Consider the following 19,569-nt stretch of genomic DNA (forward strand, 5'->3'; position numbering starts at 1 on the left):
TAGATAAAAAAATGGCCGCTGTAGAGACAACGACCATATAAAAGTAACTATAGCTTGCTGTGGAAGTGCCCTCCACGCAATCTGCATTATGGTGACCCGCCATATTCGGCTCTATCAGTTTATACCGGTATAATAATTCGTTAAAACCGAGCTGTTAGCGGGTGTTCGAGCGAATGGTTAGTGTGTCTGGTGGCATAGCTTGTCGGCGAGGCCCGACTCCGGCGGGGTTGAGGGGGCGTATTGACCCTGTTCGGGCGGACCGTTATGCTCCGCCGGACACAGGGGTACCGCCAGCCGCCCCCTGACCGACGCTTGTCTCATCTACCCTGCCGATTGCCGGCGTTAAGGCCTGATTATGCTCTGGATCCCCTTTACCCTGATGGCCGCTTTTATGCAGGCATGGCGCAATGCCTTTCAAAAACAACTGAGTAAAGAGGTGAAATCCACCGGGGTGACGCTGGCGCGCTTTATCTGGGCCGGGCCGCTGGCCGGTGTCTATCTGTGGGGCCTGTACCAGTGGCAACCGACCGAACTGCCCCGTTTCTCGCCGGTGTTCGGCGGCTATATCCTGGCTGCCGCCCTGGCTCAGATCCTGGCCACCAACCTGATGGTCAAGCTGTTTCAGCTAAAGAATTTCGCCATCGGCGTGGGGCTGGCCAAGAGCGAGGCCATCCTGGCCGCCGCCCTGGGGGTGGTGTTTTTCGCCGCACCCCTTACTCCCCTGGGCTGGCTGGGTGTGCTGTTGGGCGGGGTGGCGGTGTTTCTGCTCAGCGGGGTAACAAAGGTGCGCGGTCTTTCCTGGCAAACTCTGGCGCTGGGCCTGGGCAGTGGCCTGGCGTTTGCGCTGACCTCGCTGTGGGTCAGGGAGGCCAGCCTGGAACTGGGGCTGCCGGTTCCCTACGGCGCCGGCTGGGTACTGCTGCTGGTGATCTCCCTGCAAACCTTGCTGCTGACCGGCTGGCTCTGGCTGAAAGACCGGGTCACCCTGCGCGCCTTGCTGGCCCGGCCCAGACTCACCCTGCTGATCAGCGGTTGCAGCTGCCTGGGCTCGATCGGCTGGTTCACCGCCATGAGCCTGGAAACGGTGGCCATGGTGAAGACCCTGGGTCAGGTGGAAGTGCTGTTCACCCTGCTGATCTCGGCGTTCTTCTTCAAGGAAGTGCTGGCGCGCAACGATCAGCTCGGCCTGGCGCTGATCGTGATCGCCGCCCTGTGCGTGATGTGGTCCTGAGCCTATCGGCGGGTGTCAGTAATCGGTGCCTTTCATCACCCAGACCACCCGGGTCTCGGTCTGGCCGGGATTATAAATTAGATGGGGCTCATCGCCGGCGATCGAAAAGCTGTCACCGGCTTCGAGCAAAAAGGTCTGCTGGCCTATTTTCAGCTCCAGCTGACCGGCTTCAACATAGCCGGCTTCTTCGCCCTTGCGCTGTCGGTGCTCTTTACCGCCGCTGGCCCCTGGGGCCAGGCGGGTCATGATCAACAGCAGCTGGCCACTGAGCCGTGGCGACAACAGCTCTTCACGGACACCGATGCCGGAAAAGGTCATGGAGCGGCGGTTTCCGGCACGTACTATATATTGAAGTTCACCGTCAGGCGTCTCATCATCGGTCTGGAAGAACCAGCTGGCCCGTACCCCAAGGGCCTCGCTGATGGTTTGCAATACCCCGATCGGCAACGAGGAGGTGCCGCGCTCGACCTGGCTCAGATAACCGACCGACTTGTTCACCCGTGTGGCGAGGGTTGCCAGGGTAATGCGCTTGGCCTTGCGCAGATCGCGGATCTGTCGGCCAATACGCAGATCGTCGGACTCGGTTGTGCCGCTGTTGGGGTGAGTGGGCTCTGCCATGATCAATCTTCGCTCTTCAATAGCTGATGGTGTGAAAGCATATCAGAACCCCGCTGTATTTGAAAAATCACCGGTTTTTTTCATAATAGCCTGTAATAGGTGGTGGGCATGAAAAGGGAATGAGGTGCCGAGCGGCACGGCTGTTCAGTTAAGGGGGCTTCCATTGAATCGACCGTTGGTATCATGGCCGGAAAATGTTCCTGTTATTCCGGCATGCCGACCATCCATGGCGGTCGGTGACGCCATCGTGGCCCCAGAGGTAGCTTACCGCCGCGCCAGGCTTTACGGCTGACCGAACGTCTAGTGGCTGTTCGCGGCAGACGTAAAGCGCGGCGGCCTTATCTTTCTGCAAGTTGGCGAGCGGAGGATGCCCCCTTATTCTGCTTGGCTGAACTGTATTATTGAAAAGTCAGGGCTTTTCTACAGGGTCCGGCAGCGTAAAGAATTACTCTATGTTCTGGATCTGCTCACGCATCTGCTCAATCAAGACTTTCAGCTCGACCGCCGAGGCGGTGATGTCGGTGTTGATCGACTTGGATCCCAGGGTGTTGGACTCGCGGTTGAACTCCTGCATCATAAAGTCCAGCCGCCGGCCACAGGCTCCGCCTTTCTTGAGGATTTTGCGGGTTTCGCCGATGTGGGTGACCAGACGGTCCAGTTCTTCGGCTACGTCCACCTTCTGGGCCAGCAGCACCATTTCTTGCTCCAGGCGCTGGGGATCCAGCTCGATTTTGGCCTCTTCGAAGCGATCCAGCAGTCGCTGACGCTGCCAGACCATGATGGCGGGCATCTGGGTCTTGACCTTGGCGACTTCCTGTTCGATGCCGGTGAGGCGTTGCTCGATCAGCTCTTTCAGCTTGTCACCTTCGCTGGCCCGGGCGGCGAGGAAATCATCGATCACCTTGTCCAGGCAGGTCATCAGCTGGTTGCTGAGGGCATCCATATCCTGGGCCTGGGCTTCCATCACCCCGGGCCAGCGCAGGATATCTACCGGGTTCAGGCTGCCGTGGCCGGCTTTTTCCATCACCCAGGTGGCGCCTTCGATCAACTGCTCTGCCAGCGATTTGTTCATCTGCAGCTGGCCCTGGTTGGCCAGGTTGGACTCAAAACGCAGGCCGCATTCCACCTTGCCCCGCTGCAGGCGGGCGCGCAGTTTTTCCCGTACCAGGGGCTCCAAGCCCCGGAACTGCTCGGGCAGCCGGGTATAGGTTTCCAGGTAGCGCTGGTTGACCGAACGGATTTCCCATACGGCCGTGCCCCAGTCTTGTTTGAATTCCTGCCGGGCATAGGCGGTCATGCTGTGGATCATGCTGTTCTCATCATGTTGCTCTTAATGGGGTCAGTTTGACACAGGCCATCTGCTTGCGCCAATGCTTGCCGGCTGCAATGGTGCGCCGCTTTCCCTATAATAGACCGCGATATTTCTTAAAGGGTGCAACAAAAGGCCCTACGCCGAACAATCTGTTCCCTTTGAATCCCAAATGACTGGAGTACCCCTATGCGCGCAAGCGGACGAGCGGCCGACGAAATCAGGCCGGTAACCATTACCCCCAATTACACCCGCCATGCCGAAGGGGCTGTGCTGGTGGAGTTCGGCCATACCAAGGTGCTCTGTACCGCGACTGTGGAAACCGGGGTGCCCCGCTTCTTGAAAGGCAAGGGTCAGGGCTGGGTGACTGCGGAATACGGCATGTTGCCGCGCTCGACTCACAGCCGCATGCATCGCGAGGCGGCTAAGGGCAAGCAGGGCGGCCGCACCATGGAAATTCAGCGGCTGATCGCCCGCTCGCTGCGGGCGGCGGTCGACCTCAAGGCGTTGGGCGAACATACCATTACCGTTGACTGTGATGTGATCCAGGCCGACGGCGGCACCCGCACCGCCTCCATCACCGGCGCCTGTGTGGCTCTGGCCCATGCGCTGACCTGGATGCAGCAAAAAGGCATGATCGCCGCCAGCCCGCTCAAGACCCTGGTAGCCGCGATTTCCGTGGGCATCGTCGATGGCCAGGCGGTTTCGGATCTGGAGTATGTGGAAGACGCGGCCGCCGAAACCGACATGAACGTGGTGATGACCGCCGAAGGCAGGATGATCGAGGTGCAGGGCACCGCCGAAGGCGAACCCTTCAGCCATGAGCAGCTGCTGGAGATGCTGGCCCTGGCCCGCAAGGGCATCGACGAGCTGGTGGCACACCAGCGCCAGGCGATTTGAATACCGAAACGATTGTGGATTAGTGAGCGGTAAAAGGGATGCCGTCGTTGAGCATACAAGGATGTACTTGCTGCGTGTTGGCGTGGGGTTGCCTTATCCCGCTAACTCCTTATTCGGAGCCGTTTTTTTAAGTTAACGCTGCCTTGCACGGTGGCGACCGATATATTCCAAACCGAACATCATTTGGAGCAGAACAAGTAATGAAAGCCTACCAGCGTGATTTTATCGAATTTGCCATGGCCAAACAGGTGCTGAAATTTGGCGAATTCACCCTTAAGTCCGGGCGCAAGAGTCCTTATTTCTTCAATGCCGGGCTGTTCAACAGCGGCCGGGATCTGGCCCGCCTGGGCCGCTTCTATGCCGCCGCCCTGGTCGATGCGGGCATCCGGTACGATGTGCTGTTCGGGCCGGCCTACAAGGGCATTCCCATCGCCAGCGCCGCCGCAGTGCAGCTGGCGGAAGTGCATGATCAGGACGTGCCTTACTGCTTCAACCGCAAGGAGGCCAAGGATCACGGCGAGGGCGGCAACCTGGTGGGCAGCCCGCTGAAAGGTCGCATCATGCTGGTGGACGATGTTATCACCGCCGGCACCGCCATTCGCGAGTCGATGGATATCATCCAGGCTAACGGCGCGGAGCTTGCCGGGGTATTAATTGCCCTCGATCGCCAGGAAAAAGGCAAAGGCGAGCTGTCGGCCATTCAGGAAGTGGAGCGGGACTATCAGGCCCAGGTGATCGCCATCATCACCCTGGCCGAGTTGATCGAGTATCTGGGCGAGCAGCCCGAAATGGCGGAACACCTGGAGCGGGTGCGCCAATACCGGGAACAATACGGTATTTAATACTCCAGGTATCAGCTGGGAGCTTGCCGGATCCTGTTCCTCGCTAAGGATGCCAACCCCTTAGCGCCCATAAAAAAAAGCCGCATCGTCATGCGGCTTTTGTTTGTGCCGGGTGGGCTCAGGCGACGTCTTGTCGCCGCAGCTGGCCGTCTGCTTCTTTTTTGAATAGGTGGACATCCATCTGCGGGAATGGAATGCCGATGCCGTTGGCGTCCAGCTCGTTCTTGATCCTTTCCAGCAGGTCAAAGCGGGTGTTCCAATAATCGTCGGCCTGCACCCAGGGGCGCAACACAAAATCGACCGAGGAGGCGCCCAGCTCGCCCACCGCGATGCGGCACTCGGGTTCCTTGAGGATGCGGTTGTCCTCGTTGATGATGCGGGTCAGCACTTCCTTGGTCTTTTTCAGGTCGGCGCTGTAGGAGACGCCGATCACCAAGTCGATGCGACGGGTCTTTTCCTTGGAATAGTTGATGATGTTGCCGTTCAGCACATTGGAGTTGGGCACCACTATCATGCGGTTGTCGGGGGTCATCAGCACAGTGGTGAAGATCTGCACCGAGTTGACGGTGCCGGCGGTGCCGGCGGCCTCGATGTAGTCACCGGCCTTGAAGGGGCGGAAGGCGATCAACAGTATACCGGCGGCAAAGTTGGACAGGGAACCCTGCAGCGCCAGGCCGATGGCCAAGCCGGCGGCACCGACCACGGCCACGAAGGAGGCGGTTTGCACCCCCACCCGGCCGAGGGCGGCGATGATCACAAAGGCGAGAATGACGTATTTGATCAGGCTGGTGATAAAGTCGGCGATGGTGCTGTCGATCTTGCGTCTCAACAGGCGGTTGAGGCCGCCGGTCAGCATCTTGGCCACCATAAAACCGATAATCAGGGTGAGCAGGGCGGCGGTGATATTGACCGCATACTCGATCAATAGGCCTTGATTATTGACTATCCAGCTCTGCATATTGTTAATGACGTCGGTGTTCAACAGTTCTGTTTCCATATCACTCGTGCCTCTTTAGTTGTTATTTGTGCTAACAAGGTACCGGGCTTGCCGTTTCCATCTTGAGCAAGACATGGAGAGCCCGCCCGGGAGTCACGCCAGGGCCAGTTGCTGGTGCAGCAGCGGCCAGTGGCTGTCAAAATGTTGGCTGGGTTTGCGTTTGAATTGGCTGCGCACATACTGGTTGATGCGGCCTTCCACATAGGTCAGCAGCAGGTTGGCCAGCACGGTTTCATCTTCGTGCAGTCCCTCGCCCTCGCGCAACCGGCGTTCCCGCATCACCTGTTTGAGCTGGGTTTCCAGCCGCTCGAACAGCTGGTTGATGCGTGCCAGCAGGCGTTCGTGCTCGCCCTGCAGGGCATCACCGTTGAGCAGGCGGGTGATGCCCGGATTGCGCTCGGCAAAACCGAGCAGCAGCTGGATGATATAGCGCAGTCGCAGGGAGCAGTCCTTTTCTTCCTGCAGGATCAGGTTGACCCGTGAAAACAGGGTTTCCTCAATAAAATCAATCAGTCCTTCAAACATCTTCGCCTTGCTGGGGAAGTGGCGATAGAGCGCCGCCTCCGACACGCCGACGGCGCTGGCCAGCTTGGCGGTAGTGATGCGCTGTCCCGGGCTGGTCTCCAGCATGTGGGCCAGGGCCTGCAGGATTTGTTCACGACGATTTTTTTTATTCTGGGTATTGGCCATGGTCGCACTCGACTGTTCAGTGGCGGCCGGATGATCCGAAGCCGCCTTCTCCTCGTTCGCTGGCATCAAATTCATCCACTAGGGTGAATTGGGCCTGAACCACGGGCAAGATCACCAGCTGGGCAATCCGTTCGCCCGGCTGTATGGTAAAGCTGTCCTGTCCTCGGTTCCAGCAGGATACCATTAACTGACCCTGGTAGTCAGAGTCAATCAGACCCACCAGATTACCCAACACGATGCCGTGTTTGTGACCCAGGCCGGAGCGGGGCAGTATGGTGGCGCACAGCCCCGGATCCTTGATATGCATGGATAGGCCGGTGGGTAGCAACTGGGTTTCACCGGGCGCCAGGCTCAGGGGGGCATCCAGGCAGGCGCGCAGATCCAGGCCTGCCGAGCCGGGGGTGGCGTAGGCGGGCAGGGGAAAGTCGGTGCCGACCCGGGGGTCGAGAATCTTCAGCTCAATGGGTTTCATGATATTTGTCTGCAATTAAAGTGATAAGGCTTCTGGCCAGCTCGGTTTTGCCGGCCAGTGGTAATTCGATCTGCCCCTCGGGCCAGAACAGGGTCAGGGCATTGTCATCGGCGTTAAAGCCTTGTCCCGCCTTGGCGACGTCGTTGGCGGCGATCATATCCAGCCCCTTGCGGCTGAGCTTGTCCCGGGCGTATTTTTCCACATCCCGGGTTTCCGCCGCAAACCCGACGGTAAAGGGTTTGTTCGGCAAGGCGGCGACATCGGCGACGATATCCGGATTCTTGGTCAGTTCGATGACCATGGTATCACTGCTCTTCTTGATTTTTTGGCTCGCCACCAGCTTCGGCCGATAATCGGCCACGGCGGCACAGGCGATAAAAATTTGCTGCCGGTCGATGCCGGCCATCACCGCGGCGTGCATCTGTGCGGCACTTTCCACATCGATCCGTTGCACCCCATCCGGGGTTGCCAGCGAGACCGGGCCGCTGACCAGGGTCACCTCGGCGCCAAGCGCCACGGCGGCGCGGGCCAGGGCAAAGCCCATCTTGCCCGAGCTGTGGTTGGAGATAAAGCGCACCGGATCCAGCGGCTCGCGGGTGGGACCGGCGGTGAGCATCAGCCTGATCCCGGCCAGCGGCGTGGCCTCGGGCTGAAACTGTTGCTCAACCAGGCTGACCAGCTCCAACGGCTCCAACATGCGTCCCGGACCCACGTCGCCACAGGCTTGGCTGCCCTGGCCTGGGCCCCAGATCAGGGTGCCGCGGCCGGCGAGGCTGGCCAGGTTGGCCTGGGTGGCTTGATGGCGATACATCTGCTGATTCATTGCCGGCGCGATCGCCAGCGGCGCCGGGGTCGCCAGGCAGAGGGTGGTGAGCAGGTCATCGGCCAGCCCGGCGCTCAGGCGCGCTATGGTGTTGGCGCTGGTCGGGGCGATTAGCACCAGATCGGCCCACTTGGCCAGCTCGATATGGCCCATGCCGGCTTCGGCGGCCGGATCCAGCAGGGCATCAGACACCGGTTCACCCGACACCGCCTGCAGCGTCAGCGGGGTGATAAAGGCCTTGGCCGATTCGGTCATCACCACCCGTACCAGGGCGCCCCGTTCCTTTAGGCGGCGCACCAGATCCGCGCTCTTGTAGGCGGCAATGCCGCCGCTCAATCCAATCAGAATGCGTTTGCCTGTTAACGACATGTTCCGCTCCCCCTCGCTGAATGGCGCCAAAGATATCACAACCGGGGAGGGAGGTCAGGTCACTTACCCGGGTATTGCCGTCGTTTGGCAGGGCATTCGGCGGCGAGTCGGCTAGTCTTGAACAGACGGCATGGGAGAGAAAGAATGAGCATAAAGGATTGGCCCGAGGGAGAGCAGCCTCGGGAAAAACTGCTCAGCCGCGGGCCGGGCAGTTTGTCTGATGCCGAGCTGCTGGCGATTTTCCTGCGTACCGGTGCCAAGGGCATGGATGCGGTGACTCTGGCCCGGACCCTGCTGACAGAGTTTGGTTCGCTGCGCCAGTTGCTGCAGGCGGATCAGCAGCAGTTTTGTCAGGGCCCCGGTCTTGGGCCCGCCAAATTTGTGCAGCTGCAGGCCAGCCTGGAGCTGATGCGTCGCTTCCTGGATGAGAGGCTGGTGCGGACCCACGCCCTCACCAGCCCGCAGTTGACCCGGCAGTATTTGCAGGCACAGCTCAGGGATCAGCCGCGGGAAGTGTTTGCCCTGCTGCTGCTGGACAACCAGCACAGGGTGATTAAATTTCACGAATTGTTTTATGGCACTCTGGATGCCGCCGCCGTCTATCCACGGGAAATCGTTGCTTTAGCGCTCAAATTGAGTGTCGCGGCGGTGATTTTGGTGCATAATCATCCATCCGGAGTGGCCGAGCCCAGCCGGGCGGATCGCATGATCACCGAACGTATTCAGTCCGCTCTGGGGCTACTGGATATCCGGGTGTTGGATCATCTGGTGGTTGGTGATGGTGAAACCGTATCTTTTGCCGAGCGTGGCTGGCTTTAGTGCCGGGCGCTTGGCTTTTTGTTGATCTCGAGCTCAGTATGCTGTATAAATTGCCGCCTTATTTTGCCCCGATAGACGGCCAACGGGGTGATTAATTGCTCGAGCAAAAGTAAGTTTTGGAGAAGACTGACATGTCTAAAGTATGCCAAGTAACTGGTAAGCGGCCAGCTGTTGGTAACAACCGCTCTCACGCGAACAACGCCACCAAGCGTCGCTTCCTGCCTAACCTGCAAACCCACCGTTTCTGGGTTGAAAGCGAAAAGCGTTTTGTAAAACTGCGCATCACCACCAAGGGTATGCGTATTATCGACAAAAAAGGTATCGACAGTGTCCTGGCTGACCTGCGTGCCCGTGGCGAAAAGGTCTAAGGAGATAACCCATGGCTAAAGGTATTCGCGAGAAGATCCGCCTGAACTCCAGCGCTGGTACTGGTCACTTCTACACCACGACCAAGAACAAGCGTAACATGCCTGAAAAAATGGAGATCAAAAAGTTTGATCCCGTGGTTCGTCAGCATGTGATCTACAAAGAAGGCAAAATCAAATAAGATTTTGCCTTCTCAAAAAACCCGGCCCCGGCCGGGTTTTTTTATGGGTATACTGCCGTCAGACAGATCTGAGGAGCAACAGATGCCGGAATTACCAGAGGTGGAAGTCAGTCGCCAGGGGATCACCCCCTTTGTACTGGGGGAATCGGTGATGCGGGTGGTGGTGCGCAATGCCAGCCTGCGCTGGCCGGTGCCGGCCGAGATCCAGCAGCTGGTGGGGTTGACCATCACCGCCGTGCGCCGCCGGGCCAAATACCTGTTGCTGGACACCGACTGGGGCACGGCCATCCTGCATCTGGGCATGTCCGGCAGCCTGCGGGTGCTGCCCCATGGCACACCGGCGGGCAAGCATGATCATGTGGATATCGAACTGGCCAACGGCAAGCTGCTGCGGCTCAACGATCCCCGGCGCTTCGGTGCCCTGCTATGGACCCGGGAGCCGGTCGAGCAGCATCCCTTGCTGGTGAAGCAGGGCCCCGAGCCCTTGACCGACGACTTTAGCGGTGACTGGCTCTATCAACGCAGCCGGGGACGGAAAGTGGCGGTGAAACAGTTCATCATGGACAACCATGTGGTGGTGGGGGTAGGCAATATCTATGCCAATGAATCGCTGTTTGCCGCCGGTATCCACCCCCAGAGGGAGGCGGGTCGGATCGGCCTGACGCGCTACCGGAAACTGGCGGAGGAGATTAAAACGGTGCTGGCCCGGGCCATCGAGCAGGGGGGTACCACCTTGCGCGATTTTACCGGCAGTGACGGCAAGCCCGGCTATTTTGTTCAGGAACTGCAGGTGTATGGCCGTACCGAACAGCCCTGTGCCCACTGCGGCGCGCCCCTGCGGGAGATCCGCATGAACGGCCGCAGCACGGTATTTTGCCAACGCTGCCAGCGCTAGGCTGTCTCTCCGAAGGTCAGGGACGGAGTTTGTTAGCCACCGCCTCGGCGACGGCGGCGGGTACAAACTGGTCGATATTGCCGCCGTGGATGGCCACTTCCTTGACCAGGGTCGAAGAGATAAAGGAGTTTTCTTCCGCCGGGGTGAGAAACACGCTTTCAAGCGTTGGCATCAGCCGGCGGTTCATGTTGGCCAGCTGAAACTCGTACTCGAAGTCGGAGACGGCGCGCAGGCCACGGATCAGCACATTGGCCTGGTGGTTCTTGGCAAAATCGACCAGCAGCCCGGAAAACCCCACTACGGTGACGTTACCCAGTGCGGCGGTGACCTCCTTGACCAGCTCGACCCGCTCTTCCAGTTCGAACAGCGGGCGCTTGCTGGGGCTGAAGGCCACCCCGACCACTACCTCGTCAAACAGCAGCGACGCCCGCTCGATCAAATCCAGATGGCCATTGGTAATGGGGTCGAAGGTACCCGGATAGATCACCCTTATGGTCATAGCCTGTGTCCTTAGTCAAAGTGCAAAGGGGGATTATAAGAGTTTGGCTTGAGAATAGCAGAGCCTTTAGCAAGAATACCCAATCGGGTAACAAAGCGAGACAGAGAATGAAGCGAGTGCTGGTGATACGCAACGATAAAATTGGTGATTTTATGTTGGCCTGGCCGGCCTTTGCCCTGTTGAAAGGCTCGCTGGATTGTGAGTTGACCGCCCTGGTGCCGGCTTATACCCAGGACTTGGCCGAGCTGTGTCCTGCCATCGATCGGGTGATGCTGGATCCGGGCAAAGACGCCGGTCCGGTTGCCCAGAAGGCTTTGCTCGATCAGCTGAGGTCCCGGCGCTTCGATGCGGTTATCTGCCTGTTTTCTAATTTTCGCAACGCCAAGCTGGTCTGGCAGGCCGGTATTGCGGAACGCTGGGCGCCGGCCACCAAACTGGCCCAGCTGCTTTATAACCACAGGGTCAGGCAGCGGCGTTCCCGGTCGGAGAAACCTGAATATGAGTATAATTTGGATCTGGTGCGGGCCTATCTGAATGCTCACCGGATAACACCGCTTGAGCCGACCCCCCCTTATTTAGCGTTTAACGTCGAGGAACAGGTGGCCTTCCGGTCACAACAGGCGCAGCTTTTAGGCGTTTCGGCCGAGCGGCCCTGGCTGGTGGTGCATGCGGGCAGCGGCGGCTCGGCCAATAATCTGTCGGTGCAGCAATATGCCCACTTGATTGGTCAACTTCAACGGGATTTCCCCGACGTGCAGCCGATATTAACCGCGGGCCCCGGCGAGTCCGCGCTGGCGGAGCAGGTGGCGGTGCAGGTGAAGGGAGCCGTCCCGGTCGCCCATGGCCTGGCGTTGCCGGATTTTTGCCGGCTGCTGGCCTGTGGCCAGCTGTTTATTGCCGGCAGCACGGGCCCGCTGCACATTGCCGCGGCCCTGGATGTACCGACCGTGGGCTTCTTCCCGCTGCGCCGTTCGGCCACGCCGCTGCGCTGGCGACCGCTCAATAGCGAGGGGCGCCACCTGGCCTTTCATCCTCCGGCCGGCGGCGAGCTGGAGGACATGAGCCAGATCGATATGAACGAGGTGGCCGGCAAGATCAGGGGGTGGGCCGCTCGGTATTTGTCTTGATCCACAGGTCGGCGTACTTCACGAAGGTGGAGTGGGCCGACAACAGGCACAGCAGCAGGCCCTGCTTGCCATCCAGGAAACCGGCCTTCAGCACGTACATCTTCAGGAAGCAGCCGATCCCATGCAGCAGGCCCTGGGTCAGCGAGCCCTGCTTGCCGCGTTCGGCCCGCTGCCGCGACCAAGCGGCGGCATAGCCAGCGGACTTCACCAGGTAATGTTCCAGATCCCGGTAGGTATAGTGCAGCAGATCCCCCTCGAGCCGGACGGTCTTGATACCGGTCCCTAGTTCGACCTTTTCATGCACCAGGGCGTCGTTGTAGCCGGTGAGGCCCTTGGGATAGAGGCGCAGTACCCGGTCCGGGTACCAGCCACAGTGGCGGATAAAGCGGCCGAATACCCAGGACAGACGGGCAACGGCATAGACGGTATCCTTGGTCGGCCGGGCCAGCACGGCTTCTATGCTGGCCCTGAGCTCGGGGGTGACCCGTTCGTCCGCATCCACCCACAGCACCCAGTCGGACTGCACATGGTCCTGGGCCAGCTGCCGCTGGCGGCCGAAGCCGGGCCAGTCGTCGTTGATAAAGAAACGGGCGCCGGAGGCTTCGGCCACTTGCTGGGTACCGTCGGTGCTGCCTGAGTCGAGTACCACTATTTCATCCACCCAGTCCAGGGTGGCCAGGCAGTCGGCCAGGTTTTCCGCCTCGTTTTTTACGATCAGTACGGCGGCGAGGGTCGGGCGGGCGCTCATGATGGCTCCTTCAGGATGGCAAGTGCTTGGGTGACCTGGTCAAAGCGGCTGATGACCATCTCGGGGCTGATCAGCCGCATGGCGTTGGGATTTTTCACCCGGGTACGCCAGGGCAGACGGTCGGCGGTTTTGCCGGTTTCTGCTAATAAGGCCTGTTCATAGGCGCTCACCACGTAAGGCCGGCACAGGTAGGGGCCGGTGCGCTGGGGATTATGGTGGGCATACAGGCCGATCACCGGGGTGCCGACCATGGTGGCCATATGGGCGGGGCCGGTATCCGGGGCCACCACCAGACCGGCCTGGCTGATCAGTGCCAGCAGCTGGGGCAGGCGGGTCTTGCCCACCAGGTTCTCGTCGATATGGCCGGTCAGTGTGCAGATTTTGGCGGCCAGCTCTTGTTCGGCCTTGGCCGGACCGCCGATCAGCATCACCTTCATGCCTTGGTGATGGGCATGGTCGGCGAGCGCGGCGTAGCCTTCGGCGGTCCAGTTTTTGTAGGTTTTGCTGGACGCGGGACAGATCAACAGTAGCGGTTGTTTACCGTGGTATTGCCGGGCCCAGTTGATGGCCTCCGGCTGGAGCGGAAACTGCCAGCGGGGCTGGAGGTCGGTCAGTCCCAAGGACTTGCCAAAGCCCATAAAGCCGTCCACCACATGCTCACCCAGGCTGATGACCTTATGGTTGGTAAACAACCACTGGCCGTCTTTGGCCCTGTCTTTGGGCAATCCCAGCCGGTATCTGGCACGGATCCCTAAGCTGAGCAGGCTGGCGCGCATGGCGGCCTGCATGTGCAGCAGGGCATCGAAGCGCCGCCCGCGCAGTTGCCGCCAGATCTCGGCATAACCCCGCCAGCCTGCCTGTTTATCGAAGACGATCACCTCGATGTCCGGCAGCTGTTGCAGCAGTTGTGCCTCTATCTTACCGGTAATCCAGGTAATCCGGGCATGGGGCCATTGCCGCTGGATCGCCTGCACCAGGGCCACCGCATGGCAGCAGTCACCGAGGGCGGATAAGCGTAGCAGGCAGAGTGATTGGGGAGCCTGGGAAAATAGCGCCATATGTTAGATCTCTTAATACTGAGTCCGGCATTATGCAAAGGCTGGCGAGCCATGTAAAATTTGCTTTTTTACGGGGGATGGCGATGGAAAGGTTAGTTCACGGTTCTGAGATTATCTGGTACGACCCGGAATGTTTCGACGATTTCGAGCGGGATTATTTTGAAATTGATTATTGGCGGGAACGCGATGCCATTCGCGGCAAGGCGGTGGGGCGTAACACCACCTGGTTTGTGGAGGACGGGGCCGGGCACAAGGTACTGCGCCATTACTATCGTGGTGGCCTGATCGGCCGGGTGATGGAAGATACCTTTCTGCATGTGGCCGAGTCCAAAAGCCGGGCCATGGCCGAGTTTACCGTGTTGGCCAAGTTGTATCGTCGGGGCTTGCCGGTGCCCAGGCCCTGTGCGGCGCGGATGATGCGTTCCAACCTAGTGTATCGTGCCGATATCATCCTTGAGCGCATCGGAAATGCCCGGGATCTGGTGGCAATTTTGCAGGAACAGCCACTGAAAGCCGCGCAGTGGCGTAACATCGGCAAGATGATCCGCCAGTTCCACCAGGCCGGCCTCTACCATGCGGATTTGAACAGCCACAATGTGTTGCTCGATGATCAGGGTAAGGGCTGGCTGATCGACTTCGACAAGTGTCATTTCCGCCAACCCGGCAGCTGGGCCCGGGAGAATATGGATCGCCTGTTGCGTTCATTCCGTAAGGAAGTCAGCCTGCATCCCGGTTTCCAATGGGATGAGGCCGATTGGCAGATCCTGCTGGATGGCTACAAAGCCAGCTGAGCCTTGATCACCGCCGTGGTCTTGGCCAAGGCGCCCTGATTGGCCCTGACCACGGCGAGGGCTTGTTGGCCCATGAGTTGTGTCTGGCCGGGATCATCGAGCAACAGGCCCAGCTGCCGGGCCAGGGCATCGGCATCGGCCACCACGCGAGCCCCACCGCCTTCGAGCAACTGGCGGCTGATATCGCTGAAGTTAAAGGTGGAAGGACCGGTGAGTACCGGCTTGGCCAGGGCGGCCGGTTCCAGCAGGTTGTGGCCGCCCCGTTCGATCAGGCTGCCGCCGACAAAGGCGATATCGGCCGCGGCCAGCATCAGGGGCAGTTCACCCATGGTGTCGCCCAGGTAAACTTGCACGGCGGGGCTCCCCTGCCGGTCGCTGCGGCGCGTCAGGGACAGGCCTTGTTGCCGTACCAGCTCGGCTACCAGCTCAAACCTTTGTGGATGGCGGGGGACCAGGATCAGCAGCAGTTCGGGATATCGATGCAATAGTCGCCGATGGGCGGCCAGCAGTTGTTCATCTTCGCCCTCGTGGGTGGAGGCGGCTATCCACACCGGTCTGGATGCACCGAGGTGCTCGCGCAGGGTCCTGCCCTGCAGGTGAACTTTTTCGTCATAACCGATATCGAACTTGACCGAGCCGGTGACCGTCAACTTGTCCGTGGGCACGCCCAGGGTGGCGAAACGCTGAGCATCGTCCGGATGCTGACAGGCGATATGTCGTAAATGGGGAGATAACTGGTTGAATACACCCTGAAAGCGCCGGTATCTTTGACAGGAGCGGGCGGAGAGACGGGCATTGAGTAAGATCACCGGCAACCCTTGTCTGCCGCAGGCCGCCAGCCAGTTGGGCCAGAGTTCGGTTTCCATGACCAGCAGGGCCGAGGGGCGGATGCGGTGGAGGAATAGGGCAACGGACCAGGGAAAATCCAGCGGGGCGTATCTGTGTTCCACCAGATCTCCTAGTTTGGCCACCAAATCGGCTCCGGTGCGGGTGGTGGTGGTCACCACAATGGGCAGTGCGGGGTATTCTGCCTTCAGCGCCTTGAGCAGGGGCGTAGCGGCGACCACTTCGCCTACGCTTACCGCATGGAGCCAAATAGGAGCCTGTTGGCCGGTGGCCGGTACCAGCCCCAGGTGCTCCGCCCAGCGCCGCCCAAAGCCGGGTTTGCCCCGTTTGGGCCAGTAGAGCAGAGCCAGCAGTGCCGGGCTGAACAGGTGGATCAGCAGGTTGTAGACTAGGCGATATATCATAACGACACGGGTCAGGGACGAAGGCCCAAGTATCCTAAAAAGTACAAGTCATGCACAAGGTTAAAAAACGCGATGAAAAAATTCCTAGTGGTACAGACCAAAGAAATCGGTGACGTCTTGGTGTCTACCGCTTTATGTAACAACCTGAAGCAGGCATATCCTCAGGCCAGAGTCGATTACTTGGTGATGGATTACTGTGCCGGCATGGCGGAAGGTAATCCGTACATAGATAACCTGATCACCCTGGATAAAAAACAGAAGGATGATTGGCGTTATCTCTGGCAGTTGATGAAAGCTATTCGCCAAACGGCATATGACACGGTGATCAACAGTCAGGGGCAGATCATCGGTCTGTTGACTTGTCTGTTCAGTGGTGCCAAGACGCGTATTGGTTTCGACTCTTTACCCTGGAGACTGGGGCACAATCGCATCGTGCATTTTGGCAAAGACACCGATCATCAGGGCAATGCCTATATGGTTGATGATCGCTTTTCTCTATTGGCTCCCCTGCAGCTGCCGAAAGAAGACAGGAACTACTATCTTTGGCTGTCAGAGCAGGAAAAGCAGCGGGGCAGAGCAAAGCTGCAGGAGGCAGGTATAGACTTTAACCAGCCCTTAATTACTTTTGGTGTTAACTCCAAGGGGGCCTACAAGTGCTGGCCGATAGAGCATTTTGCAGAACTTGCCGAAATGATGATAGACCGCTATCAGGCGCAGATCCTGGTCTATTGTGGGCCGGGTGAGGAAGCACATAATCGCCAGTTAAGGAAGCGGCTGCCCGAAGCAAAAAATTCATATGTGTTCGATAGCATCGCCACAAGCTCAATAAGGGAACTGGCAGGGCTGATAGTTCACAGCCAATATTTTATCGGCAATGACACGGGGCCAAGGCATATAGCACAGGCTTTGGAGGTGCCGAGCTTATCCATTACCGCCCCATTTGGCGACAAGCGGATAGCGAACCCTGAGGAACATCATAAATTCAGGACAATAGATATTCCCGGCGCCTTGGAGCTCACCATGGAACAGTGGGATAAAATGCGCAGCGGGGTTCAGCGGGGAACACCGGAAGAGCAGGACGTTTTCCGAAAGTTGACACCAAGCCTAGTATGGAAAAGTGTAAAACAACAAATCGATGAGCTTAGGTTGTTGAAGTAATGGACGATGAATAAAGTAGTTTTCAGTATCACTAACTGGCAACTACTTTATTCGTTAACCTTATGATTCTGTGGATCCGATTCTCCCGTAGAGGATCTCGCCATGCCCCATGTTTCTTCGCGGTCGAATCGCTAAGATGATACGTTATCGATGGCTGTGTTCACGTCTTGTGGAGGCAGCTCTTTTAAACACTTTAGGTGTCCCAGCGGACACTCCCGCTTAAAGCAGGGGCGGCATTCGATGTCGGTATGGACCACAGCTACCTTTTCTGCCAGCGGAGGGGTGTACTTAGGAGAAGTGGAGCCATATACCCCTACCAGGGGTCGTTGCAAGGCGGCGGCGATATGCATAAGGCCGGAGTCGTTAGAGACAACAACCGAGGCCAGTGCCATCAGATCGATGGCCTGATGCAGGGAGGTTTTTCCGGTCAGCAAATGGCAATGGGGGCGCATTGCTTCGGGCAGCGAAGCTCGAATGGTTTCGGCGACCACCACATCTTTGGCCGAACCGAAAATCCATACCTGACGACCCTCGCTGATCTGTTTTCTGGCGACCTCGGCATAATGTTGTTCCGGCCAACGCTTTGCTGGTCCAAACTCGGCACCCGGACAGAGGGCCAGTATGGGTCTTTCGGTATTCAGCTGCAGATGGTTCAACGCCTGCTGCTGATTCTGAGGGTCAACGGAGAGTGCGGGCCAGGGCAGTGCCGGTAAACAGTGATGGTCTTTCATCTCTGCCTTCGTATAGGCCAGGGCAGCGTAGCGCTCAACCATCAGGGGAAAGTTGACCTTGTTGCTACGCAGGTCGTTGAGCAAGCCGTATCGCGCTTCACCCTTCCAGCCGGTACGTTTCCTGATGCCGGCAAACAGGGGGATTAGGGCAGACTTCATCGAGTTGGGTTGAACTATCGCCCAGTCATAATTTTCTTTTGCCAGGGCGCGACCCAGCCGGAAGCGTTCGGTCAGCTTGAAGACGCCATGGCCCAGCGGCATGACGATGGCCTTGTCTACCTCAGGCATCCGTTCCAGCAGGGCGCAGCACCAAGCAGGGGCCATCACATGCAGCGTCGCGCCAGGATACAGTTGCTTCAGGCTGATATACAGGCTTTGGGACATCACCATATCGCCTACCCAGGAGGGACCGATCACCAATATCTTTTCTGACATAAAGAGAAACTCTACTTTAACCTGAGGGTATTATACAATGCTTTTTAGTAAAGTTAGTAATTATAATTTACTATGGGATAATTATGAAAAATTATGTGTTTGTTGTTGAGGATTTATATGGTGGTGGAGCAGAGAAAGTTTTGCTCTCAACAGCAAAGCTGTTGCTTGATGCTGGTCATGGTGTGCATGTTCTTACATTAAGGGATAAGATAGAGCATGAGATTCCTGTTGGGCTTAATCCGATAAATATCGGGTGTGTTAATAAAGTAACAAAGATGTTTGATAACATTCTTTTTGAAAAGTTTCAAGCCAGCGTCATCCTAAAGAAAATAAATAAACTAAATCCTGACGTTGTTGTATCTTGCTCATGTGACAAGATAACACGTCATTTGCATAAAGAGTTGAATATCTATTACTGGATTCATGGGAATATAACTAATTTTTCAAAAAACATAAAAAAATCATATAAGAAAGCAAGACGTTTTTATAGTAATAAGAAGATAATATGCGTGTCGCAAGGTATTGCGTATGATTTAATCAATTGCGTTGGTGTGAATGCAGAGTCAGTACAAGTGATATATAATCCATTCGATGAAAATGATATAATAAAGAAGTCTAATCTTTATCAGCCTGATGTAAGTGGTAAATATTTTATTAGTCTAGGTTCATTTGAAAAAAGAAAAAGGCATGACAGGTTGTTACGAGCGTATAAAATGAGTGGGGTTAACACTCCTTTGATTTTAATGGGGAAAGGAGGGGAAGAAAAAGAAATAATTGGTATGATTAATGACTTAGACTTGACTGAACGAGTGGTAATTAAAAATTTCGAGAAGAACCCTTACCCATATATCAAGAATGCCGCGGCATTAGTGCTGACGTCTGATGCTGAAGGTCTACCCACAGTGCTTATAGAATCTTTGATATGTAGGACTCCGGTTATCAGTGTTGACTGTCCATCTGGACCATCAGAAATATTAGTTGATGATCTTAAAGAGTACCTTTGTCCGCTCGAAGATGAAGAAAAATTAGCAATGTTAATAAAAAAAATAGATTCAGAGTCGGTAGTGATTGAAAGTAAGCATTTCAATAGGTTTTTATCAAAAAACTGTCTTGGTTTATTTGAATCTCTGTAGATGATAGTTGGCTGAGTAATGGGGCTAAGCTTGGGGTTATTCGATGCAAAGTTTCTACAAAATGATAAAAACATTAAAAATGTTTATCGTTTAATAGAAACTTCTGGAAAAAGGCGACGCTATTGGT

Annotated in this window: 22 protein-coding genes; 11 read left to right on the forward strand and 11 right to left on the reverse strand. The window is 57.2% G+C overall.

All coding sequences use genetic code 11. From position 1 onward, the window contains the following. Positions 1-355 precede the first annotated feature (355 nt). Positions 356-1,231 carry a multidrug transporter gene (locus ABD806_RS12450; protein ID WP_344958440.1) on the forward strand — a complete coding sequence of 292 codons (876 nt, stop codon included), beginning with the start codon at positions 356-358 and terminating at the stop codon, positions 1,229-1,231. Positions 1,232-1,246: 15 nt separating this feature from the next. On the opposite strand, the gene ABD806_RS12455 is transcribed toward ABD806_RS12450, so the two are convergent. After that, complete coding sequence (locus ABD806_RS12455; protein WP_344958442.1) at positions 1,247-1,849, reverse strand: helix-turn-helix domain-containing protein; 603 nt, start codon at positions 1,847-1,849, stop codon at positions 1,247-1,249. Positions 1,850-2,294: 445 nt separating this feature from the next. Continuing rightward, positions 2,295-3,158, reverse strand: a complete 864-nt coding sequence (locus ABD806_RS12460) for a YicC/YloC family endoribonuclease (protein WP_344958444.1) — start codon at positions 3,156-3,158, stop codon at positions 2,295-2,297. A 189-nt stretch (positions 3,159-3,347) separates the two neighbouring features. On the opposite strand from ABD806_RS12460, the gene rph reads away from it, so the two are divergent. Next, positions 3,348-4,058 (forward strand): ribonuclease PH, encoded by a 711-nt coding sequence (gene rph / locus ABD806_RS12465; RefSeq protein WP_344958446.1) that lies wholly within the window; start codon positions 3,348-3,350, stop codon positions 4,056-4,058. A 200-nt stretch (positions 4,059-4,258) separates the two neighbouring features. Then, complete coding sequence (gene pyrE, locus ABD806_RS12470) at positions 4,259-4,900, forward strand: orotate phosphoribosyltransferase (protein ID WP_344958448.1); 642 nt, start codon at positions 4,259-4,261, stop codon at positions 4,898-4,900. Between the two features lie 118 nt (positions 4,901-5,018). On the opposite strand, the gene mscS is transcribed toward pyrE, so the two are convergent. The 4 genes from mscS to coaBC form a co-directional block, all read right to left on the reverse strand. Further along, positions 5,019-5,882: a small-conductance mechanosensitive channel MscS gene (mscS, locus tag ABD806_RS12475; protein WP_344958884.1), complete on the reverse strand. Its 864-nt coding sequence runs from the start codon at positions 5,880-5,882 to the stop codon at positions 5,019-5,021. Between the two features lie 108 nt (positions 5,883-5,990). After that, entirely contained in the window at positions 5,991-6,587 is a 597-nt protein-coding gene (gene slmA, locus ABD806_RS12480; RefSeq protein WP_344958886.1) for a nucleoid occlusion factor SlmA, read from the reverse strand. A gap of 16 nt (positions 6,588-6,603) precedes the next feature. Then, positions 6,604-7,062: a dUTP diphosphatase gene (dut, locus tag ABD806_RS12485; protein ID WP_344958888.1), complete on the reverse strand. Its 459-nt coding sequence runs from the start codon at positions 7,060-7,062 to the stop codon at positions 6,604-6,606. Next, positions 7,046-8,251, reverse strand: coding sequence for a bifunctional phosphopantothenoylcysteine decarboxylase/phosphopantothenate--cysteine ligase CoaBC (gene coaBC / locus ABD806_RS12490; RefSeq protein WP_344958450.1), 1,206 nt, complete (start codon positions 8,249-8,251; stop codon positions 7,046-7,048). Before coaBC ends, dut begins: the two co-directional genes overlap by 17 nt. A 144-nt stretch (positions 8,252-8,395) precedes the next feature. Here coaBC and radC point away from each other — a divergent pair, with 144 nt between their 5' ends. The 4 genes from radC to mutM all read left to right on the forward strand — a co-directional run bounded on the left by radC (position 8,396) and on the right by mutM (position 10,512). Beyond that, positions 8,396-9,070 (forward strand): RadC family protein, encoded by a 675-nt coding sequence (radC, locus tag ABD806_RS12495; RefSeq protein ID WP_344958452.1) that lies wholly within the window; start codon positions 8,396-8,398, stop codon positions 9,068-9,070. A gap of 131 nt (positions 9,071-9,201) precedes the next feature. Further along, complete coding sequence (gene rpmB, locus ABD806_RS12500) at positions 9,202-9,438, forward strand: 50S ribosomal protein L28 (protein ID WP_014291125.1); 237 nt, start codon at positions 9,202-9,204, stop codon at positions 9,436-9,438. An 11-nt stretch (positions 9,439-9,449) separates the two neighbouring features. Continuing rightward, a complete protein-coding gene (rpmG, locus tag ABD806_RS12505; RefSeq protein WP_071472289.1) occupies positions 9,450-9,617 on the forward strand; it encodes a 50S ribosomal protein L33 in 168 nt (55 codons plus the stop codon). An 82-nt stretch (positions 9,618-9,699) separates the two neighbouring features. Then, positions 9,700-10,512, forward strand: a complete 813-nt coding sequence (gene mutM / locus ABD806_RS12510) for a bifunctional DNA-formamidopyrimidine glycosylase/DNA-(apurinic or apyrimidinic site) lyase (RefSeq protein ID WP_344958464.1) — start codon at positions 9,700-9,702, stop codon at positions 10,510-10,512. Positions 10,513-10,528: 16 nt separating this feature from the next. Here mutM and coaD read toward each other — a convergent pair whose 3' ends face one another. Then, positions 10,529-11,011, reverse strand: coding sequence for a pantetheine-phosphate adenylyltransferase (gene coaD, locus ABD806_RS12515; RefSeq protein WP_344958466.1), 483 nt, complete (start codon positions 11,009-11,011; stop codon positions 10,529-10,531). Positions 11,012-11,118: 107 nt separating this feature from the next. On the opposite strand from coaD, the gene ABD806_RS12520 reads away from it, so the two are divergent. Further along, positions 11,119-12,138 (forward strand): glycosyltransferase family 9 protein, encoded by a 1,020-nt coding sequence (locus ABD806_RS12520; protein WP_344958468.1) that lies wholly within the window; start codon positions 11,119-11,121, stop codon positions 12,136-12,138. On the opposite strand, the gene ABD806_RS12525 is transcribed toward ABD806_RS12520, so the two are convergent. Both ABD806_RS12525 and ABD806_RS12530 read right to left on the reverse strand, forming a co-directional pair. Continuing rightward, a complete protein-coding gene (locus ABD806_RS12525) occupies positions 12,107-12,886 on the reverse strand; it encodes a glycosyltransferase family 2 protein (RefSeq protein WP_344958471.1) in 780 nt (259 codons plus the stop codon). The two genes, ABD806_RS12520 and ABD806_RS12525, sit on opposite strands and share 32 nt — an antisense overlap. Continuing rightward, positions 12,883-13,944, reverse strand: coding sequence for a glycosyltransferase family 9 protein (locus ABD806_RS12530; protein ID WP_344958472.1), 1,062 nt, complete (start codon positions 13,942-13,944; stop codon positions 12,883-12,885). Before ABD806_RS12530 ends, ABD806_RS12525 begins: the two co-directional genes overlap by 4 nt. Positions 13,945-14,027: 83 nt before the next feature. Between ABD806_RS12530 and ABD806_RS12535 the strand changes: the two genes are divergently transcribed. Next, positions 14,028-14,735 (forward strand): 3-deoxy-D-manno-octulosonic acid kinase, encoded by a 708-nt coding sequence (locus tag ABD806_RS12535; protein WP_344958474.1) that lies wholly within the window; start codon positions 14,028-14,030, stop codon positions 14,733-14,735. On the opposite strand, the gene waaA is transcribed toward ABD806_RS12535, so the two are convergent. Then, positions 14,720-15,985 (reverse strand): lipid IV(A) 3-deoxy-D-manno-octulosonic acid transferase, encoded by a 1,266-nt coding sequence (waaA, locus tag ABD806_RS12540; protein WP_344958476.1) that lies wholly within the window; start codon positions 15,983-15,985, stop codon positions 14,720-14,722. The two genes, ABD806_RS12535 and waaA, sit on opposite strands and share 16 nt — an antisense overlap. Positions 15,986-16,057: 72 nt before the next feature. Here waaA and ABD806_RS12545 point away from each other — a divergent pair, with 72 nt between their 5' ends. Beyond that, positions 16,058-17,143: a glycosyltransferase family 9 protein gene (locus tag ABD806_RS12545; RefSeq protein WP_344958478.1), complete on the forward strand. Its 1,086-nt coding sequence runs from the start codon at positions 16,058-16,060 to the stop codon at positions 17,141-17,143. A gap of 131 nt (positions 17,144-17,274) precedes the next feature. Here the strand turns inward: ABD806_RS12545 and waaF are convergent, their stop codons facing one another. Beyond that, complete coding sequence (waaF, locus tag ABD806_RS12550; RefSeq protein ID WP_344958481.1) at positions 17,275-18,309, reverse strand: lipopolysaccharide heptosyltransferase II; 1,035 nt, start codon at positions 18,307-18,309, stop codon at positions 17,275-17,277. An 83-nt stretch (positions 18,310-18,392) separates the two neighbouring features. Here waaF and ABD806_RS12555 point away from each other — a divergent pair, with 83 nt between their 5' ends. Beyond that, positions 18,393-19,442, forward strand: coding sequence for a glycosyltransferase (locus ABD806_RS12555; protein WP_344958483.1), 1,050 nt, complete (start codon positions 18,393-18,395; stop codon positions 19,440-19,442). The last annotated feature ends 127 nt before the right edge of the window (positions 19,443-19,569 follow it).

The sequence above is a fragment of the Zobellella aerophila genome, assembly GCF_039539325.1.
GTDB classification, from domain to species: domain Bacteria; phylum Pseudomonadota; class Gammaproteobacteria; order Enterobacterales; family Aeromonadaceae; genus Oceanimonas; species Oceanimonas aerophila.

What these genes read in the sequence shown, in the direction of transcription:
- ABD806_RS12520 (WP_344958468.1), top strand. Translation starts at nt 11,119, where the DNA reads ATGAAGCGAGTGCTGGTGATACGCAACGATAAAATTGGTGATTTTATG.
- pyrE (WP_344958448.1), top strand. Translation starts at nt 4,259, where the DNA reads ATGAAAGCCTACCAGCGTGATTTTATCGAATTTGCCATGGCCAAACAG.
- coaD (WP_344958466.1), bottom strand. Translation starts at nt 11,011, where the DNA reads ATGACCATAAGGGTGATCTATCCGGGTACCTTCGACCCCATTACCAAT.
- slmA (WP_344958886.1), bottom strand. Translation starts at nt 6,587, where the DNA reads ATGGCCAATACCCAGAATAAAAAAAATCGTCGTGAACAAATCCTGCAG.
- radC (WP_344958452.1), top strand. Translation starts at nt 8,396, where the DNA reads ATGAGCATAAAGGATTGGCCCGAGGGAGAGCAGCCTCGGGAAAAACTG.
- ABD806_RS12460 (WP_344958444.1), bottom strand. Translation starts at nt 3,158, where the DNA reads ATGATCCACAGCATGACCGCCTATGCCCGGCAGGAATTCAAACAAGAC.
- coaBC (WP_344958450.1), bottom strand. Translation starts at nt 8,251, where the DNA reads ATGTCGTTAACAGGCAAACGCATTCTGATTGGATTGAGCGGCGGCATT.
- rph (WP_344958446.1), top strand. Translation starts at nt 3,348, where the DNA reads ATGCGCGCAAGCGGACGAGCGGCCGACGAAATCAGGCCGGTAACCATT.
- ABD806_RS12525 (WP_344958471.1), bottom strand. Translation starts at nt 12,886, where the DNA reads ATGAGCGCCCGCCCGACCCTCGCCGCCGTACTGATCGTAAAAAACGAG.
- ABD806_RS12450 (WP_344958440.1), top strand. Translation starts at nt 356, where the DNA reads ATGCTCTGGATCCCCTTTACCCTGATGGCCGCTTTTATGCAGGCATGG.
- ABD806_RS12530 (WP_344958472.1), bottom strand. Translation starts at nt 13,944, where the DNA reads ATGGCGCTATTTTCCCAGGCTCCCCAATCACTCTGCCTGCTACGCTTA.
- rpmG (WP_071472289.1), top strand. Translation starts at nt 9,450, where the DNA reads ATGGCTAAAGGTATTCGCGAGAAGATCCGCCTGAACTCCAGCGCTGGT.
- ABD806_RS12535 (WP_344958474.1), top strand. Translation starts at nt 14,028, where the DNA reads ATGGAAAGGTTAGTTCACGGTTCTGAGATTATCTGGTACGACCCGGAA.
- mutM (WP_344958464.1), top strand. Translation starts at nt 9,700, where the DNA reads ATGCCGGAATTACCAGAGGTGGAAGTCAGTCGCCAGGGGATCACCCCC.
- waaA (WP_344958476.1), bottom strand. Translation starts at nt 15,985, where the DNA reads ATGATATATCGCCTAGTCTACAACCTGCTGATCCACCTGTTCAGCCCG.
- ABD806_RS12555 (WP_344958483.1), top strand. Translation starts at nt 18,393, where the DNA reads ATGAAAAATTATGTGTTTGTTGTTGAGGATTTATATGGTGGTGGAGCA.
- waaF (WP_344958481.1), bottom strand. Translation starts at nt 18,309, where the DNA reads ATGTCAGAAAAGATATTGGTGATCGGTCCCTCCTGGGTAGGCGATATG.
- ABD806_RS12545 (WP_344958478.1), top strand. Translation starts at nt 16,058, where the DNA reads ATGAAAAAATTCCTAGTGGTACAGACCAAAGAAATCGGTGACGTCTTG.
- ABD806_RS12455 (WP_344958442.1), bottom strand. Translation starts at nt 1,849, where the DNA reads ATGGCAGAGCCCACTCACCCCAACAGCGGCACAACCGAGTCCGACGAT.
- rpmB (WP_014291125.1), top strand. Translation starts at nt 9,202, where the DNA reads ATGTCTAAAGTATGCCAAGTAACTGGTAAGCGGCCAGCTGTTGGTAAC.